The organism is Pseudomonas sp. NPDC012596 (assembly GCF_042902325.1).
Taxonomy (GTDB): Bacteria; Pseudomonadota; Gammaproteobacteria; order Pseudomonadales; family Pseudomonadaceae; genus Aquipseudomonas.
On record NZ_JBIBEB010000005.1, the window covers coordinates 1 to 15,578 of the forward strand.

The 15,578-nt window shown below is 61.7% G+C and carries 15 protein-coding genes; 10 read left to right on the forward strand and 5 right to left on the reverse strand.

Annotation, left to right across the window (positions count from 1 at the left end; genetic code table 11):
• Positions 1-70 precede the first annotated feature (70 nt).
• The gene (locus tag ACFY68_RS07885) at positions 71-1,024 is read right to left on the reverse strand and encodes an OmpA family protein (protein WP_387525333.1); all 954 of its coding nucleotides are present in this window, start codon (positions 1,022-1,024) and stop codon (positions 71-73) included.
• Between the two features lie 130 nt (positions 1,025-1,154).
• Here ACFY68_RS07885 and pyrC point away from each other — a divergent pair, with 130 nt between their 5' ends.
• Both pyrC and rnt read left to right on the forward strand, forming a co-directional pair.
• Positions 1,155-2,201, forward strand: coding sequence for a dihydroorotase (gene pyrC / locus ACFY68_RS07890; RefSeq protein ID WP_387525336.1), 1,047 nt, complete (start codon positions 1,155-1,157; stop codon positions 2,199-2,201).
• Positions 2,198-2,872 carry a ribonuclease T gene (gene rnt / locus ACFY68_RS07895; protein WP_346614432.1) on the forward strand — a complete coding sequence of 225 codons (675 nt, stop codon included), beginning with the start codon at positions 2,198-2,200 and terminating at the stop codon, positions 2,870-2,872. The genes pyrC and rnt overlap by 4 nt, the downstream gene beginning before the upstream one ends.
• Before the next feature lie 166 nt (positions 2,873-3,038).
• On the opposite strand, the gene ACFY68_RS07900 is transcribed toward rnt, so the two are convergent.
• Entirely contained in the window at positions 3,039-3,641 is a 603-nt protein-coding gene (locus ACFY68_RS07900) for a peroxiredoxin (RefSeq protein WP_033702669.1), read from the reverse strand.
• 213 nt (positions 3,642-3,854) lie between these two features.
• Between ACFY68_RS07900 and ACFY68_RS07905 the strand changes: the two genes are divergently transcribed.
• Together ACFY68_RS07905 and bfr are read left to right on the forward strand one after the other, a co-directional pair.
• Positions 3,855-4,076: a bacterioferritin-associated ferredoxin gene (locus tag ACFY68_RS07905; RefSeq protein WP_346614433.1), complete on the forward strand. Its 222-nt coding sequence runs from the start codon at positions 3,855-3,857 to the stop codon at positions 4,074-4,076.
• Positions 4,077-4,277: 201 nt separating this feature from the next.
• The gene (gene bfr, locus ACFY68_RS07910) at positions 4,278-4,751 is read left to right on the forward strand and encodes a bacterioferritin (protein ID WP_346614434.1); all 474 of its coding nucleotides are present in this window, start codon (positions 4,278-4,280) and stop codon (positions 4,749-4,751) included.
• Positions 4,752-4,808: 57 nt separating this feature from the next.
• On the opposite strand, the gene grxD is transcribed toward bfr, so the two are convergent.
• Both grxD and ACFY68_RS07920 read right to left on the reverse strand, forming a co-directional pair.
• A complete protein-coding gene (gene grxD / locus ACFY68_RS07915; protein ID WP_387525340.1) occupies positions 4,809-5,144 on the reverse strand; it encodes a Grx4 family monothiol glutaredoxin in 336 nt (111 codons plus the stop codon).
• Positions 5,145-5,235: 91 nt separating this feature from the next.
• Entirely contained in the window at positions 5,236-7,341 is a 2,106-nt protein-coding gene (locus tag ACFY68_RS07920) for a molybdopterin oxidoreductase family protein (protein ID WP_387525343.1), read from the reverse strand.
• Between the two features lie 366 nt (positions 7,342-7,707).
• Here ACFY68_RS07920 and argF point away from each other — a divergent pair, with 366 nt between their 5' ends.
• On the forward strand, positions 7,708-8,628 hold the full coding sequence (gene argF / locus ACFY68_RS07925) for an ornithine carbamoyltransferase (RefSeq protein WP_387525345.1): 921 nt from the start codon (positions 7,708-7,710) through the stop codon (positions 8,626-8,628).
• Positions 8,625-9,734: an ABC transporter ATP-binding protein gene (locus ACFY68_RS07930; protein ID WP_387525348.1), complete on the forward strand. Its 1,110-nt coding sequence runs from the start codon at positions 8,625-8,627 to the stop codon at positions 9,732-9,734. The genes argF and ACFY68_RS07930 overlap by 4 nt, the downstream gene beginning before the upstream one ends.
• Before the next feature lie 93 nt (positions 9,735-9,827).
• Here ACFY68_RS07930 and ybaK read toward each other — a convergent pair whose 3' ends face one another.
• Entirely contained in the window at positions 9,828-10,298 is a 471-nt protein-coding gene (gene ybaK, locus ACFY68_RS07935; RefSeq protein ID WP_346614437.1) for a Cys-tRNA(Pro) deacylase, read from the reverse strand.
• A 301-nt stretch (positions 10,299-10,599) separates the two neighbouring features.
• Here ybaK and ACFY68_RS07940 point away from each other — a divergent pair, with 301 nt between their 5' ends.
• The 4 genes from ACFY68_RS07940 (at position 10,600) to glpD (ending at position 15,556) form a co-directional block, all read left to right on the forward strand.
• Positions 10,600-11,451: an MIP/aquaporin family protein gene (locus tag ACFY68_RS07940; protein WP_346614438.1), complete on the forward strand. Its 852-nt coding sequence runs from the start codon at positions 10,600-10,602 to the stop codon at positions 11,449-11,451.
• Positions 11,452-11,492: 41 nt separating this feature from the next.
• Positions 11,493-12,992, forward strand: a complete 1,500-nt coding sequence (gene glpK, locus ACFY68_RS07945; protein WP_346614439.1) for a glycerol kinase GlpK — start codon at positions 11,493-11,495, stop codon at positions 12,990-12,992.
• Between the two features lie 102 nt (positions 12,993-13,094).
• Positions 13,095-13,850 (forward strand): DNA-binding transcriptional repressor GlpR, encoded by a 756-nt coding sequence (glpR, locus tag ACFY68_RS07950; protein ID WP_233691111.1) that lies wholly within the window; start codon positions 13,095-13,097, stop codon positions 13,848-13,850.
• A gap of 176 nt (positions 13,851-14,026) precedes the next feature.
• Entirely contained in the window at positions 14,027-15,556 is a 1,530-nt protein-coding gene (gene glpD / locus ACFY68_RS07955) for a glycerol-3-phosphate dehydrogenase (protein ID WP_387525354.1), read from the forward strand.
• The last annotated feature ends 22 nt before the right edge of the window (positions 15,557-15,578 follow it).

The following is a 15,578-nucleotide window of genomic DNA, read 5'->3' on the forward strand; positions in this document are numbered from 1 at the left end:
GATCTCATAGGCGCCACACCCCTCAAGGCATGCACTTGGTGCCCCCTCGATCCCCGCTCCCCCCAAAAAATCAGGATGCTTTCACCCCTGGTGCCGCCGGTGCGGAAGCCGGACCAGCCCCAGCCCCAGCCCCACTCGCCGGCGCCGCAACCGGTGCCGGCTTCTCCACCGGCACCACACGATCCAGCTCGATATTGACCCGCCGGTTGCGTGCGCGGTTCGCGGCACTGTTGTTCTTCACCAGCGGATATCGCTCACCATGGAAGCGTACGGTGATCTGATCTTCAGCAATACCGTGGGCCTTGAAGTAATCAGCGACCGCCAGCGCACGGCGCCGCGACGTATCCCGGTTGGTCAGGCGGTTGCCACTGTTGTCGGAGTGACCATTGAGTTCGATGTGGTTGACCGTCGGATCAGCCTTGAGATAGTCGAGAATCACATCCAGCCGCGCACGGGCCGAAGCGTCCAGATCAATCCCGCCCCCGGGGAAACCGACCTGAGTCTGGCGAACCTGATCGTAATTCATCGCCAACATCTTGCCGGCACAGGCCTGATAGTCACTGTAGGCCTTGGCGAAGCTCACCGGCAGCACACGGACTTCCATCGGCCGCCCCGCTTCGCCGGTATAGCTTCGCACCACCGTACTGCGGCCATCGAGCAACCCATTGATCAGGCGGCTTGCCTGGCCTTGGGACGAACTGAACAGGACACCGCTGCGCGCCAGGCGCACCGCTCCCAGGTTGATGTCACCACGCCCGGGTTGCCACGGTGCGGCAGCGGCCAGCAGCGTGGCAGACCCGGCACCCAGCACATTACTGGTCGAACGCAGCTGGAACACCGGCTGCTCACCTGCCCTGCGCACGAATTCGCCACTGCCAAAACCGTCGATCGGCTGGATCAGGCGGCATTCGAACTGGTCACCCTCGACTTTCCAGGCGATGTTCTCCATGCGGGTCTGGAAGGTCAATGCACCAGCCGGCAGGCTGGCGATCAGGGTCAACAGGGCTAGGTAACGCTGGCGCACGGGCGGCTCCACTAATTCTGACGGCTTACAGGCAGGCTATCGGACGCATGCCGGAAAACTTGATAGCCGTGCTCGGCACGGGGTTTTCCGGTAGCATTGGGCCCTGAGTTCGACCCGCCTGGAATCCCCAATGTCCGATCGCCTGACCCTCCTGCGTCCCGACGACTGGCACATCCATCTGCGCGATGGTGCCGTCCTGCCCCACACCGTTGGCGATGTGGCGCGTACCTTCGCCCGTGCCATCATCATGCCCAACCTGGTTCCACCGGTACGCAATGCCGACGAAGCTACGGCCTACCGCGAGCGCATCCTTGCTGCACGCCCGGCCGGCAGCCGCTTCGAGCCGCTGATGGTGCTGTACCTCACCGACCGCACCAGCCCGGAGGACATCCGCGCGGCCAAGGCCAGCGGCATCGTCTACGCCGCCAAGCTGTACCCGGCCGGCGCGACCACCAACTCCGATTCCGGCGTCACCAGCATCGACAACATCTTCCCGGCTATCGAAGCGCTGGCAGAAGTCGGCATGCCGCTACTGGTGCACGGTGAAGTAACCCGCAGCGAGATCGACGTGTTCGACCGCGAAAAGCGCTTCATCGACGAGCACATGCGCCGCCTGGTCGAGCGCTTCCCGTCGTTGAAAGTAGTGTTCGAGCACATCACCACGGCCGATGCCGCGCAGTTCGTCACCGAGGCCTCGGCCAACGTCGGCGCGACCATCACTGCCCAGCACCTGCTGTACAACCGCAACCACATGCTGGTTGGCGGCATTCGCCCACACTTCTACTGCCTGCCGATCCTCAAGCGCAACACCCACCAGGTGGCGCTGCTGGACGCGGCTACCAGCGGCAACCCGAAGTTCTTCCTCGGCACCGATTCGGCCCCCCATGCCCGTCACGCCAAGGAAGCTGCCTGCGGTTGTGCCGGTTGCTACACCGCTTATGCGGCCATCGAGATGTACGCCGAAGCCTTCGAACAGCGCAATGCGCTGGACAAGCTGGAAGGTTTCGCCAGCCTGCACGGCCCGGCCTTCTACGGCCTGCCGGCAAACACCGACAGCATCACCCTGGTGCGCGAAGAGTGGACTGCCCCGGACAGCCTGCCGTTTGGCGAGCAGACCGTGATCCCGCTGCGCGCCGGTGAAAAACTGCGCTGGCGCCTGCTGGAGGACAACGCGTGAGCGAAGACCTCTACGAAGACGACCAGGAAGGCCAGGCCGGTAGCGGCTCGCGTCACCCAATGGCCGAGCGCTTCCGTGGCTACCTGCCAGTGGTGGTGGATGTCGAGACCGGCGGTTTCAACAGCGCCACCGACGCCCTGCTCGAGATCGCTGCCGTGACCATCGGCATGGACGAAAAAGGTTTTCTGTTCCCTGAACACACCTACTTCTACCGTGTCGAGCCATTTGAAGGCGCCAACATCGAGGCTGCCGCACTGGAGTTCACCGGCATCAAGCTGGACCACCCGCTGCGCATGGCGGTGAGCGAGGAAAGCGCGCTGACCGACATTTTCCGTGGCGTGCGCAAGGCACTGAAGGCCAATGGCTGCAAGCGGGCGATCCTGGTCGGCCACAACAGCAGCTTCGACCTGGGCTTCCTCAACGCCGCGGTGGCCCGCAACGATCTGAAGCGCAACCCGTTCCACCCGTTCTCCAGCTTCGACACCGCCACCCTGGCTGGCCTGGCGTACGGCCAGACCGTGCTGGCGCGTGCCTGCCAGAGTGCCGACATCGACTTCGATGGCCGTGAGGCGCATTCCGCGCGTTACGACACCGAGAAGACGGCCGAGCTGTTCTGCGGCATCGTCAACCGCTGGAAGGAAATGGGCGGCTGGCGCGACTTCAACGACTGAGTTGAGGCCCTCATGGCCGGCAAGCCGGCCCCACAGGTGCTGCGCAATGCTCGAGCCTGTGGAAGCCGGCTTGCCGGCGATGGGGCAAGAACAAGCACTGGGAAGCCTCGGCATCCAGGCATAAAAAAACCGGCCACGAAGGCCGGTTTTTTTATGCGCTTGGCAATTACAGCTTGCCAGCGTTCTCGCTCAGGTAAGCAGCAACGCCTTCTGGCGAAGCGTTCATGCCCTTGTCGCCTTTTTTCCAGTTGGCCGGGCAGACTTCGCCGTGCTCTTCGTGGAACTGCAGGGCATCGACCAGGCGCAGCAGCTCGTCCATGTTACGGCCCAGTGGCAGGTCGTTGACGATTTGCGAACGGACCACACCATTGGTGTCGATCAGGAAGGCGCCACGGAAGGCCACGCCGCCTTCGGACTCGACGTCGTAGGCTTTGCAGATTTCGTGGGTGATGTCGGCCGCCAGGGTGTACTTCACCTGGCCGATGCCGCCGTTGTTGACCGGGGTGTTACGCCAGGCGTTGTGGGTGAAGTGCGAGTCGATCGACACGCCGATCACTTCGACGTTGCGCGCCTGGAAGTCCGGGATGCGGTTGTCCAGGGCGATCAGCTCGGACGGGCAGACGAAGGTGAAGTCCAGCGGGTAGAAGAACACCAGGCCGTACTTGCCCTTGATGGCCGAGGCCAGGTTGAAGCTGTCGACGATTTCGCCGTTGCCCAGCACAGCCGGAACGGTGAAGTCGGGGGCTTGTTTGCCAACGAGTACGCTCATTGTAATCTCCTGATGAGGGTGAAAAACCGTTTGCCGGGCCAAGCGGGCTTGCCCGACATCCAACAAAGGCCGCCCATCATACACGGCTTCTGATGACAGGCCGAATCCAACCACCGGTCGCTCAAGCACGCGGGCTCCGACGAAGTGTTTTGACAAGCATTCTCATTACCATTACTCTCCCCACATCGACTCAACCAGCGATGGTCCGACTTTATGTATGTGTGTCTTTGTGTCGGCGTGACCGACGGACAGATCCGCGATGCGATCTATGAAGGATGCTGCAGCTACAAGGAAGTTCGAGCCGCGACCAACGTCGCCAGCCAATGTGGCAAGTGTGCCTGCCTGGCCAAGGAGGTGGTGCGTGAGACGCTCACCAAGCTTCAGGTCAGCCAGCAAGCCGCCCTGCCTTATCCGGTAGAATTTACTGCCGCTTGATAACGCCAATTTTGAAGAACCGGGCCTCGTGTCCGGTTTTTTTATGCCTAGAATTCAATAAGTTAGCTCTCCAACGCGGTTCACAAACATTCTTATTCCTATTAATTTTCACTTATTATTCAAGAACTTAGGTTTGACAGCCCTAAGTATCAGGCTCAAACTTCTCTGTATTGGCACACTTCTACAGGGCAGGAACCCGCAATGAAAGGCGACGTAAGCGTCATCCAGCATCTCAACAAGATCCTCGGAAACGAGCTGGTCGCGATCAACCAGTACTTCCTGCACGCCCGCATGTACGAAGATTGGGGCCTGAACAAGCTCGGCAAGCACGAGTACAAGGAATCCATCGATGAGATGAAGCACGCTGACAAACTGATCAAGCGTATTCTCTTCCTCGAGGGCATCCCTAACGTTCAGGACCTGGGCAAGCTGCTGATCGGCGAGCACACCAAGGAAATGCTCGAGTGCGACCTGAAGCTCGAACAGAAAGGCCTGGCCGACCTGAAAGCCGCCATTGCCCACTGCGAAACCGTCGGCGACTTCGGCTCGCGTGACATGCTCGAAGACATCCTCGAGTCCGAGGAAGAGCACATCGACTGGCTGGAAACTCAATTGAGCCTGATCGACAAGATCAGCATCGAGAACTACCTGCAGTCGCAGATGGGCGAAGAGTAAAATCAGCGCCCAATAAAAAACCCGCCATGAGCGGGTTTTTTTATGCCTGCCGGAAGGTCAGGCTTCGGAAGTTTTGGCCTTGGCGGCGGCTTCCTTGATCAGGGTCTGCAACTCGCCATTCTCGAACATCTCGAGAACGATGTCGCTACCGCCGACCAGTTCACCGGCGACCCAAAGCTGCGGGAAGGTAGGCCAGTTGGCGTACTTGGGCAGGTTGGCGCGGATTTCCGGGTTCTGCAGGATGTCGACGTAGGCGAACTTCTCGCCACACTGCATGACGGCCTGCGAGGCACGGGACGAGAAGCCACACTGCGGGGCATTCGGCGAGCCTTTCATGTAAAGCAGAATGGTGTTGTTGGCAATCTGCTCTTTGATGGTTTCGATGATATCCATGTAGCACCTCGGCTGAACTTTCCGACACGGTCGTCGGCACGGTGACGCATTGTATCGGAAACCCAAGCGCCGTGCTCGGCCTTGCCAAGCCTCAGGCGGCCTCCACTTGCACGGGCACGCCATTGAGCGCTGCGTTACCGGAAACGGCATCGCGCAAACACTCATCGGTCAGGTCATTGGCACTGACACCAGGCTGCGCCTGCGCGATCTGCATGTGCACGCCCTGGCGGCCATGGCCGAAACCATGCGGCAGGCTGACCACCCCTGGCATCATGTCCTCGCAAGCCTGCACCTCGACCTCCAGGCTACCGGTACGGGAGCGGATGCGTACTCGCTGGCCATCCTCCAACTGCCGCTGCAGCAAATCTTGCGGATGCATGAGCAACTGATGGCGCGGCTTGCCTTTGACCAGCCGATGGAAGTTGTGCATCCAGGAGTTGTTACTGCGCACATGCCGCCGACCGATCAGTAACAATTCGCCCGGCCCAGGTGGGGTTTGTTGGGAAAGCCGGCGCAAGTCATCCAGTACGGCCTGTGGGGCTGCTTCCACTGCCTTGCTCGCGGTCGCCAGGCGTGCCCCCAGATTGGCGCGCAACGGGCCCAGATCGAGGCCATGCGGGTGTTCATCCAACGCTTGGAGGGAAAGCTTCCAATCACTCTCCTCGCCATACCGCCCTTTACGCAACGCCAGGTCGATCATTTGCGCCGGTGCAAGGGTCGGCTTGAGTTCCAGCCCTGCGCGCTGGGCAAAGGCTTGTGCCAGGCCGACGAAGATTTCCCAGTCGTGCAGGGCGCCTTGCGGCTTGGCCAGGATCGCCCGGTTGAAGCGGGTGACATTACGCACCGCCAGCAGGTTGAAGGTGCTGTCGTAATGGTCGTTTTCAAGCGCCGACGTAGAGGGCAGGATCAGGTCGGCGTGGCGGGTCGTCTCGTTGATGTAGAGGTCGATGCTGAGCATGAACTCCAGCCCCTGCAAGGCCGCATCCAGCTGACGACCATTGGGCGTGGAGAGCACCGGGTTGCCAGCGACGGTCACCAGGGCCCGTACCTGCCCTTCACCAGGCGTCAGCATTTCTTCGGCCAGGGCGGCCACGGGCAATTCGCCAGCGTATTCGGGCAAGCCTGAAACCCGGCTCTGCCAGGCATTGAAATGGCCACCCGAGGTGCTCGCCACCAGGTCCACGGCGGGTTCAGTGCACAGCGCTCCGCCTTCGCGGTCGAGGTTGCCCGTCACCAGGTTGATCACTTGCACCAGCCAGTGGCACAGCGTGCCGAATGCCTGGGTCGACACGCCCATGCGGCCATAACAGACAGCTTTGTCGGCGGCGGCAAAATCGCGCGCCAGCTGGCGGATGCAGGAGGCGTCGATGCCGCAAAGCGCACTCATGGCCTCGGCGCTGAAAGGCGCAATCGCTGCCTGCACGTGCTGCAGCCCGTTGACCGGCAAATGCGAGCCGCGGGCCAAGCCCTCGTCGAACAGGGTGTTGAGCAGCCCGGACAGCAAAGCGGCATCGCCACCCGGGCGAATGAACAGGTGACGGTCCGCCATGGCCGCCGTTTCGCTACGCCGCGGGTCCACCACGACCAGCTGTCCGCCGCGTGCTTTGAGGGCTTTGAGGCGCTTTTCCACGTCTGGCACGGTCATGATGCTGCCGTTGGAGGCCAACGGGTTGCCGCCAAGAATCAGCATGAAATCGGTGTGGTCGATGTCCGGAACAGGCAGCAGCAGGCCGTGGCCGTACATCAGGTAGCTGGTCAGGTGCTGTGGCAGTTGGTCAACCGACGTGGCGGAAAAGCGGTTGCGCGTTTTCAGCAGGCCCAGGAAGTAGTTGCTGTGGGTCATCAACCCGTAGTTGTGCACGCTGGGGTTGCCCTGATAGACCGCCACGGCATTACGCCCATGGGCCTGCTGTATCGACCACAGCCTGTCGGCCGCCAGGGCGAAGGCTTGCTCCCAGCTGATGGCCTGCCACTGGTCGCCAACCCGCCGGTGCGGTTGACGCAAGCGGTCAGGGTCGTCCTGGATATCTTGCAGGGCCACTGCCTTGGGGCAGATGTGGCCGCGGCTGAACGGATCCAGCGGATCGCCCTTGATCGAATTGATACGCGCGCGGCCTTCGTCATGGCTGACATCGATGTTCAGCCCGCAGATCGCTTCGCACAGGTGACAGGCACGGTGATGCAGGGTCTTGGTCATGGCCGCCTCTGCCTTTAGTTGTTATCCGAAGCCGACTATGCGCCCTGCCCTTGCCCCCTGCCAGCGCGCTTCGTGGTGTGAATCCCCCGACATCAGGCACACGATTTGCGACAGCCATTTGCCAAATCGCCAGCAAGCCGTGTACAACCCCCTGTAGCAAATAAAAAACAGCGCAGGCTCAATGGGTAATTACACCCTTTGCAACAGAGCCGCTGTTTCCCCTCTTGGTTTCAGGCGACATTTAATTATAGTATTGCGCCTTTCCCTATTTCGTCCGCCCCGTGCGGCTTACGCCGCAGGTCACTCCCGTTGTCAAAAAAAACCATACGGTCGACCTGCATACCGTTGCAGATAAGGTAGTCAATCATGAGCGCTAGGCACTTTCTCTCCCTGCTGGATTTCACCACCGACGAATTGCTCGGGGTGATCCGCCGAGGCATCGAGCTGAAGGACCTGCGCAAGCGCGGCGTGTTGTTCGAACCCCTGAAAAACCGCGTTCTGGGCATGATCTTCGAAAAATCTTCGACCCGCACCCGGGTGTCGTTCGAGGCTGGCATGATCCAGCTCGGCGGCCAGGCGATCTTCCTGTCCCCGCGCGACACCCAGCTGGGCCGAGGCGAGCCGATCAGCGACAGCGCCATCGTGTTGTCGAGCATGGTCGATGCGGTGATGATCCGCACCCACGCCCACAGCACCCTCACCGAATTCGCCGCCAACTCGCGGGTGCCGCTGATCAACGGCCTGTCCGACGAGTCGCACCCGTGCCAGTTGCTGGCCGACATGCAGACCTTCCATGAACACCGCGGCTCGATCCAGGGCAAGACCGTGGCCTGGATCGGCGACGGTTTCAACATGTGCAACTCGTACATCGAAGCTGCCCAGCAGTTCGACTTCCAACTGCGCATCGCCTGCCCGGAAGGCTACGACCCCGATCCACGCTTCATGGCACTGGGCGGTGATCGCGTGCAGCTCATCCGTGACCCGCGTGAAGCCGTCCGCGGTGCGCACCTGGTGACCACCGATGTCTGGACTTCCATGGGTCAAGAGGAGGAAACTGCACGGCGCCTGGCGCATTTCGCGCCTTACCAGGTCACCCGCGCTCTGCTCGACCTGGCGGCATCCGACGCCCTGTTCATGCACTGCCTGCCCGCCCATCGCGGTGAGGAAATCAGCCATGACCTGCTCGACGACCCTCGTTCGGTCGCCTGGGACCAGGCTGAAAACCGCCTGCATGCACAGAAGGCCCTTCTCGAATTCCTTGTCGAACCGGCTTACCACCACGCATGAGTCAACCTCTACTGCTCAACCTGCGCGACCTCGCCTGCGGCTACGGCGACCAGCGCATCGTCCAGAACCTCAACCTGCACCTGAACGCAGGCGACATCGGTTGCCTGCTGGGCTCGTCGGGTTGCGGCAAGACCACCACCCTGCGTGCGATCGCCGGCTTCGAGCCGGTGCACGAGGGTGAGATCCAGCTGGCCGGCGAGGTCATTTCCCGCGCCGGTTTCACCCTGTCCCCGGAAAAACGCCGGATCGGCATGGTGTTTCAGGACTACGCACTGTTCCCGCACCTGACCGTGGCGCAGAACATCGCTTTCGGCATCGCCAAGCACCCGCAACAGGCGCAGGTGGTGGAAGAAATGCTCGAGCTGGTCAAGCTCGGTGGCCTGGGCGGGCGTTACCCGCACGAGCTTTCCGGTGGCCAGCAGCAGCGCGTTGCCCTGGCCCGGGCGCTGGCCCCCGAACCGCAACTGCTGCTGCTCGACGAGCCGTTCTCCAACCTCGATGTGGAGCTGCGCCGGCGCCTCAGCCATGAGGTCCGCGACATCCTGAAAAGCCGCGGCACCAGCGCGATCCTGGTCACCCATGACCAGGAAGAAGCCTTTGCGGTCAGCGACCACGTGGGCGTATTCAAGGAAGGCCGCCTGGAGCAGTGGGATACGCCCTACAACCTTTACCATGAGCCGCAAACCCCGTTCGTTGCGAGCTTCATCGGCCAGGGTTACTTCATCCGCGGCCAGATGAGCAGCCACGAATCGGTCAATACCGAACTCGGTGAGCTGCGCGGCAACCGCGCCTACATCATGGCACCGGGCAGCTCGGTGGACGTGCTGCTGCGCCCAGACGACATCGTGCCTGCCGCAGACAGCGCGCTTCGGGCGAACATCGTCGGCAAGAGTTTCCTCGGCGCATCGACCCTGTACCGCCTGCAGCTGCCCACCGGTAGCCAGTTGGAAGCGATATTCCCAAGCCATATTGACCACCAGGTCGGTGAAGCTGTCGGGATTGCCGTGAAGGCTGATCATCTGGTGCTGTTCCCGGTGCCGGGCAGTGTTGCGGCCCAATTGCCGCGCCAGGAGAACGGGGTTCGTCGGTACAGCTCGGCGACCTGATCATGTAACTGGGGCCGCTTTCGCGGCCCATCGCCGGCAAGCCGGCTCCCACTTGTACAGTGGTCTCCTTGAGAAAACGCACTCTTTGTGGAATCAGCCCCGGCCGATTCCGGCAAACGTGCCCTGGGTATGTGCGGCCAACACCGCAGCTGCCAACTCCACTTCCAATCCACGGCGCCCAGCGCTGACATGGATAGTTGCAAAGTTTTGCGCCGAATCATCGATGAAGGTGCGCAGGCGCTTCTTCTGCCCCAACGGGCTGATGCCCCCGACCAGGTAGCCTGTGGCCCGCTGCGCCGCTGCGGGGTCTGCCATCTCGCATTTCTTCACGCCCGCGGCATGCGCCAATGCCTTGAGGTCCAGCGTGCCCACTACCGGCACCACCGCCACCAGCAATTCGCCCTTTTCGCTGCTGGCCAGCAAGGTCTTGAACACCTGCTGTGGATCCAGCCCCAACTTCTCCGCTGCCTCCAGGCCATATGACGCCGATTTAGGGTCATGTTCGTAACTGTGCACGCGGTGCTCGGCGCGGGCTTTTTTCAGCAAATCGAGGGCGGGGGTCATGCAGGGCTCCGGTCTAGGACAGATCGGCGGCTACTTTAGGACAATTCCCACAACCCAGCCAATTTATGCCCTACGCGCCTCTCTAGCACGCGGACTCAGCAACGCAAATACCGTCCAGAACGTGACCGGCCGTTCACTTTCGACCTTTGACATAAGCGTTTCTTGTCTATATTTTTTCGTTTCTGAATAAATGGTGCACTTATAAGGTGCATTCCTACATCTGCCTGAGGTCAACAGGGATAGACACCAGGCTTTGCTGTCGAGCGCCCACGCGCCTCACAACAAAAAAAACGAGGTCACAATGACGACTGCTCTACGCGAACCCACGCTGTCCAGCCAATGCCTGGCCGAGTTCCTCGGCACGGCGCTGCTCATATTCTTCGGCACCGGTTGTGTCGCCGCGCTCAAGGTAGCGGGCGCCAGCTTTGGGCTGTGGGAGATCAGTATTATCTGGGGCGTCGGTGTGAGCATGGCGATCTACCTCACCGCCGGCATTTCCGGCGCGCACCTGAACCCGGCCGTGAGTATCGCACTAACGCTGTTTGCTGGTTTCGACAAGCGCAAACTGCCGTTCTACATGCTGGCCCAGGTGTGCGGCGCGTTCTGCGGCGCAGCGCTGGTCTACACCTTGTACAGCAGCCTCTTCTTCGATTTCGAACAAACCCACGCCATGCTGCGCGGCAGCACTGAAAGCCTTGAACTGGCCTCGGTGTTTTCCACGTATCCACACCCTTCCCTCACCACTGGCCAGGCCTTTCTGGTCGAAGTGGTGATCACCGCGATCCTGATGGCGGTGATCATGGCCCTGACCGACGACAATAACGGCTTGCCCCGCGGTGCCATGGCACCGCTGCTGATCGGCCTGCTGATCGCCGTGATTGGCAGTGCCATGGGCCCGCTGACCGGCTTTGCGATGAACCCGGCCCGTGATTTCGGGCCAAAACTGATGACCTTCCTGGCCGGCTGGGGCGAAATCGCCTTCACTGGCGGCCGGGACATCCCGTATTTCCTGGTTCCGGTGTGTGCACCGATACTGGGCGCTTGCCTGGGCGCCGCGACTTATCGCGGCCTGATCGCCCGCAACCTGCCAGTGGCGCAAAACGCGAACCCTGAGACAAACGACAATCGCCAGGGCGATACTCAAGCCAACTGATGCTTGTGCCCTGACCCCCTATTTTTGCAAGGCCTACGACCATGACAGACACCCAGGATAAGAACTACATCATCGCCCTGGACCAGGGCACCACCAGTTCGCGGGCGATCATTTTCGACCGCGACGCCAATGTGGTCGGCACCTCGCAGCGCGAATTCGCCCAGCACTATCCGCAAGCGGGCTGGGTCGAGCATGACCCGATGGAAATCTTCGCCACGCAGAGCGCGACCATGGTCGAGGCGCTCGCCCAGGCCGGCATCAGCCATGCCCAGGTGGCAGCCATCGGTATCACCAACCAGCGTGAAACGACCGTGGTGTGGGATAAAGAGACCGGCCGCCCGGTGTACAACGCCATCGTCTGGCAGTGCCGCCGCAGCACCGAAATCTGCGCCCAGCTCAAGCGTGACGGCCACGAAGCGTACATCCGCGAAACCACTGGCCTGGTCACCGACCCGTACTTCTCCGGCACCAAGCTCAAGTGGATCCTCGACAACGTCGAAGGCGCCCGTGAGCGCGCCGAGCGCGGCGAACTGCTGTTCGGCACCATCGATACCTGGCTGATCTGGAAGTTCTCCGGTGGCAAGGTGCATGTCACTGATTACACCAACGCCTCGCGTACGCTGATGTTCAACATCCACAGCCTGCAGTGGGACGAAAAGCTGCTGGAAATCCTCGGCATCCCACGCCAGATGCTGCCCGAGGTGCGTCCGTCTTCCGAAGTCTATGGCCACACCAAGAGCGGCATCGCCATCGCCGGTATCGCCGGTGACCAGCAGTCCGCGCTGTTCGGTCAGATGTGTGTGGAACCCGGCCAGGCCAAGAATACCTATGGCACCGGCTGCTTCCTGCTGATGAACACCGGCAACAAGGCGGTCAACTCGTCCCACGGCCTGCTCACCACCATTGCCTGCGGCCCGCGTGGCGAAGTGGCCTATGCCCTGGAAGGCGCGGTGTTCAATGGCGGCTCAACCGTGCAATGGCTGCGCGACGAACTGAAGATCGTCAACGACGCCCTCGACACCGAGTACTTCGCGAGCAAGGTCAAGGACAGCAACGGCGTCTATCTGGTACCTGCCTTCACCGGCCTCGGCGCCCCTTACTGGGACCCGTACGCCCGTGGCGCGCTGTTCGGCCTGACCCGTGGGGTCAAGGTCGACCACATCATCCGCGCCGCGCTGGAGTCGATCGCCTACCAGACCCGCGACGTGCTCGACGCCATGCAACAGGACTGCGGCCAACGCCTGTCCGAATTGCGCGTCGACGGTGGCGCGGTGGCCAACAACTTCCTCATGCAGTTCCAGGCCGATATCCTCGGCACATGCGTCGAACGCCCGCAAATGCGCGAAACTACAGCGCTGGGTGCTGCCTACCTCGCGGGCCTGGCCTGTGGTTTCTGGAGTGGCCTGGACGAGCTGCGCGACAAGGCGATCATCGAGCGCGAATTCAGCCCGCAGCTGGACGAAACGCAAAAAGAGAAGCTGTATGCCGGCTGGCGCAAAGCGGTCGACCGTACCCGTGACTGGGAAGATCACGACGCTTGATACATAGGCAGGGGCCGCCTGGCGGCCCCATCGTCTACTGGCCGTCATCCGCTTCCTGCGGCATCATTGCAGAATTTGTCCGGCAGCCCATAAGGACCGCCCATGAATCTGCCCCCACGCCAACAACAAATCCTCGAGCTGGTGCGCGAACGCGGCTACGTCAGCATCGAAGAAATGGCGCAGTTGTTCATCGTCACCCCGCAAACCATTCGCCGCGACATCAACCAGCTCGCCGAACTCAACCTGTTACGCCGCTACCACGGCGGCGCGGCCTATGACTCGAGCATCGAGAACACCGCCTATGCCATGCGCGCCGACCAGATGCGCGACGAAAAGCAACGCATCGCCGATGCCGTAGCGCGGCAGATCCCCGACCATGCCTCGCTGTTCATCAACATCGGCACCACTACCGAATCCATCGCCCGGGCTTTGCTCAACCACAGCCACCTCAAGGTGATCACCAACAACCTGCACGTGGCCGCAATTCTCGCTGCCAAGGATGATTTCGAAGTGTTGGTAGCCGGTGGCACGGTGCGCCGCGATGGGGGTGTGGTCGGCCAGGCGAGTGTCGACTTCATCAGCCAATTCAAGGTCGACTTTGCCCTGGTCGGTATCAGCGGCATCGATGAAGATGGCAGCCTGTTGGACTTCGACTACCAGGAAGTACGGGTATCCCAGGCCATCATTACCAACGCGCGCCAAGTCATTCTGGCTGCCGACTCCAGCAAGTTCGGGCGTAATGCCATGGTGCGCCTGGGTTCGATCAGCCTGGTCGACTGCCTGGTGACCGACCAGCCGCCCACGCCTGCTCTGCATCAATTGCTCAACCAGTACAAGATTCGGCTGGACGTGGTCTAAGTCGCAGACGGGCCGTTCAAGCGGCCCCGATATTTTCGAAATTGTTCACTTTGTTGCCATATGATCAGTTTTTTCTATGAAGACTGACTGGCGACTGGCTTTCTGTTGCGTTAGTATTTTCGAAAACGAACATCAATGTTCATATTCGATGTGAACAGCCCCAGGAGGCCTTGCCCGTGTCCCAGTCCGTTTCGTCCCAGCCACCACTCGCCGACTGCTATGACCTCGCCGTGATCGGCGGTGGCATCAATGGCGTGGGCATTGCTGCCGACGCCGCCGGGCGTGGGCTTAAAGTGTTCCTGTGTGAAAAGGACGACCTTGCACAACACACCTCGTCGGCCAGCAGCAAGCTGATCCACGGTGGCCTGCGCTACCTGGAGCACTATGAATTCCGCCTGGTGCGCGAGGCGTTGGCCGAGCGCGAGGTACTGCTGGCCAAGGCGCCGCATATCGTCAAGCCAATGCGCTTCGTGCTCCCGCATCGGCCGCACCTGCGCCCGGCCTGGATGATCCGTGCCGGCCTGTTCCTCTACGACCACCTGGGCAAGCGCAAGCGCCTGGGCGCCTCGCGCAGCCTGCGCTTTGGCCCGGGCTACCCGCTCAAACCGGCCATTACACGCGGCTTCGAATATGCCGACTGCGCCGTCGATGACGCCCGCCTGGTAGTACTCAACGCCATGGCCGCCCGCGAACACGGTGCTGACATTCTCACCCGCACCCGCTGCTTGCGTGCCGAACGAGTCGACGGCCTCTGGCAGGTCGACTTGCAACACGCCGATGGCAGCCTGCAGAGCATCCGTGCGCGCGCGCTCGTCAACGCCGCCGGGCCGTGGGTCGCCAGCTTCATCAAGGACGACCTCAAGCTCGACGCGCCGTACGGCATTCGCCTGATCCAGGGCAGCCACCTGATCGTGCCGCGCCTGTACGAAGGCGACCACGCCTATATCCTGCAGAACGAAGACCAACGCATCGTCTTTTGCATCCCGTATCTGGACCGTTTCACCCTGATCGGCACCACTGACCGCGAGTACAGCGGCGACCCGGCCAAGGTGGCGATTACCGAGCAAGAGACCGACTACCTGCTAAAGGTGGTCAACGCGCACTTCAATCATCAGCTGAGCCGCGGCGATATCCTGCACACCTACTCTGGCGTGCGGCCGCTGTGCAACGACGAGTCGGACAACCCGTCCGCGGTCACGCGTGACTACACCCTCGCGCTGTCCGCCGCACAAGGCGAGGCGCCGTTGCTGTCGGTGTTTGGCGGCAAACTGACCACGTACCGCAAGCTTGCCGAGTCGGCCATGGCAGAGCTCAAGCCGTTCTTCACCCAGATGGGCCAAAGCTGGACAGCCCACGCAGCGCTGCCCGGCGCTGAAGGCATGAGTACGCCCCAGGCACTGGTCGAAGAACTGCTCTCACGGCATCAGTGGCTGGCCCCGGACATCGCCAAGCGCTGGGCCGTAACCTACGGCAGCCGCACCTGGCAACTGCTCGAAGGGGTAACCGGCCCGGACGATCTGGGCCAGGCGATTGGCGGTGGCCTGTTCACCCGGGAAGTGGATTACCTGCGCGAAATCGAATGGGCCGTCAGCACCCAGGATATCCTCTGGCGCAGGACCAAACTGGGGCTATTTACCAGTGCAAGCGAACAGCGCGCGCTGGCCGATTACCTGGCTCAGCGTGACGCCCGCAGCAACGCTGCCTGAACCTTGCGCGGCGACCGCCTGG

Bases quoted from the DNA above. Each gene is read 5' to 3' on its own strand.
- bfr (WP_346614434.1), top strand. From the start codon at position 4,278: ATGAAAGGCGACGTAAGCGTCATCCAGCATCTCAACAAGATCCTCGGA.
- ACFY68_RS07900 (WP_033702669.1), bottom strand. From the start codon at position 3,641: ATGAGCGTACTCGTTGGCAAACAAGCCCCCGACTTCACCGTTCCGGCT.
- argF (WP_387525345.1), top strand. From the start codon at position 7,708: ATGAGCGCTAGGCACTTTCTCTCCCTGCTGGATTTCACCACCGACGAA.
- ACFY68_RS07905 (WP_346614433.1), top strand. From the start codon at position 3,855: ATGTATGTGTGTCTTTGTGTCGGCGTGACCGACGGACAGATCCGCGAT.
- pyrC (WP_387525336.1), top strand. From the start codon at position 1,155: ATGTCCGATCGCCTGACCCTCCTGCGTCCCGACGACTGGCACATCCAT.
- ACFY68_RS07940 (WP_346614438.1), top strand. From the start codon at position 10,600: ATGACGACTGCTCTACGCGAACCCACGCTGTCCAGCCAATGCCTGGCC.
- glpK (WP_346614439.1), top strand. From the start codon at position 11,493: ATGACAGACACCCAGGATAAGAACTACATCATCGCCCTGGACCAGGGC.
- glpR (WP_233691111.1), top strand. From the start codon at position 13,095: ATGAATCTGCCCCCACGCCAACAACAAATCCTCGAGCTGGTGCGCGAA.
- grxD (WP_387525340.1), bottom strand. From the start codon at position 5,144: ATGGATATCATCGAAACCATCAAAGAGCAGATTGCCAACAACACCATT.
- ACFY68_RS07930 (WP_387525348.1), top strand. From the start codon at position 8,625: ATGAGTCAACCTCTACTGCTCAACCTGCGCGACCTCGCCTGCGGCTAC.
- ACFY68_RS07920 (WP_387525343.1), bottom strand. From the start codon at position 7,341: ATGACCAAGACCCTGCATCACCGTGCCTGTCACCTGTGCGAAGCGATC.
- ybaK (WP_346614437.1), bottom strand. From the start codon at position 10,298: ATGACCCCCGCCCTCGATTTGCTGAAAAAAGCCCGCGCCGAGCACCGC.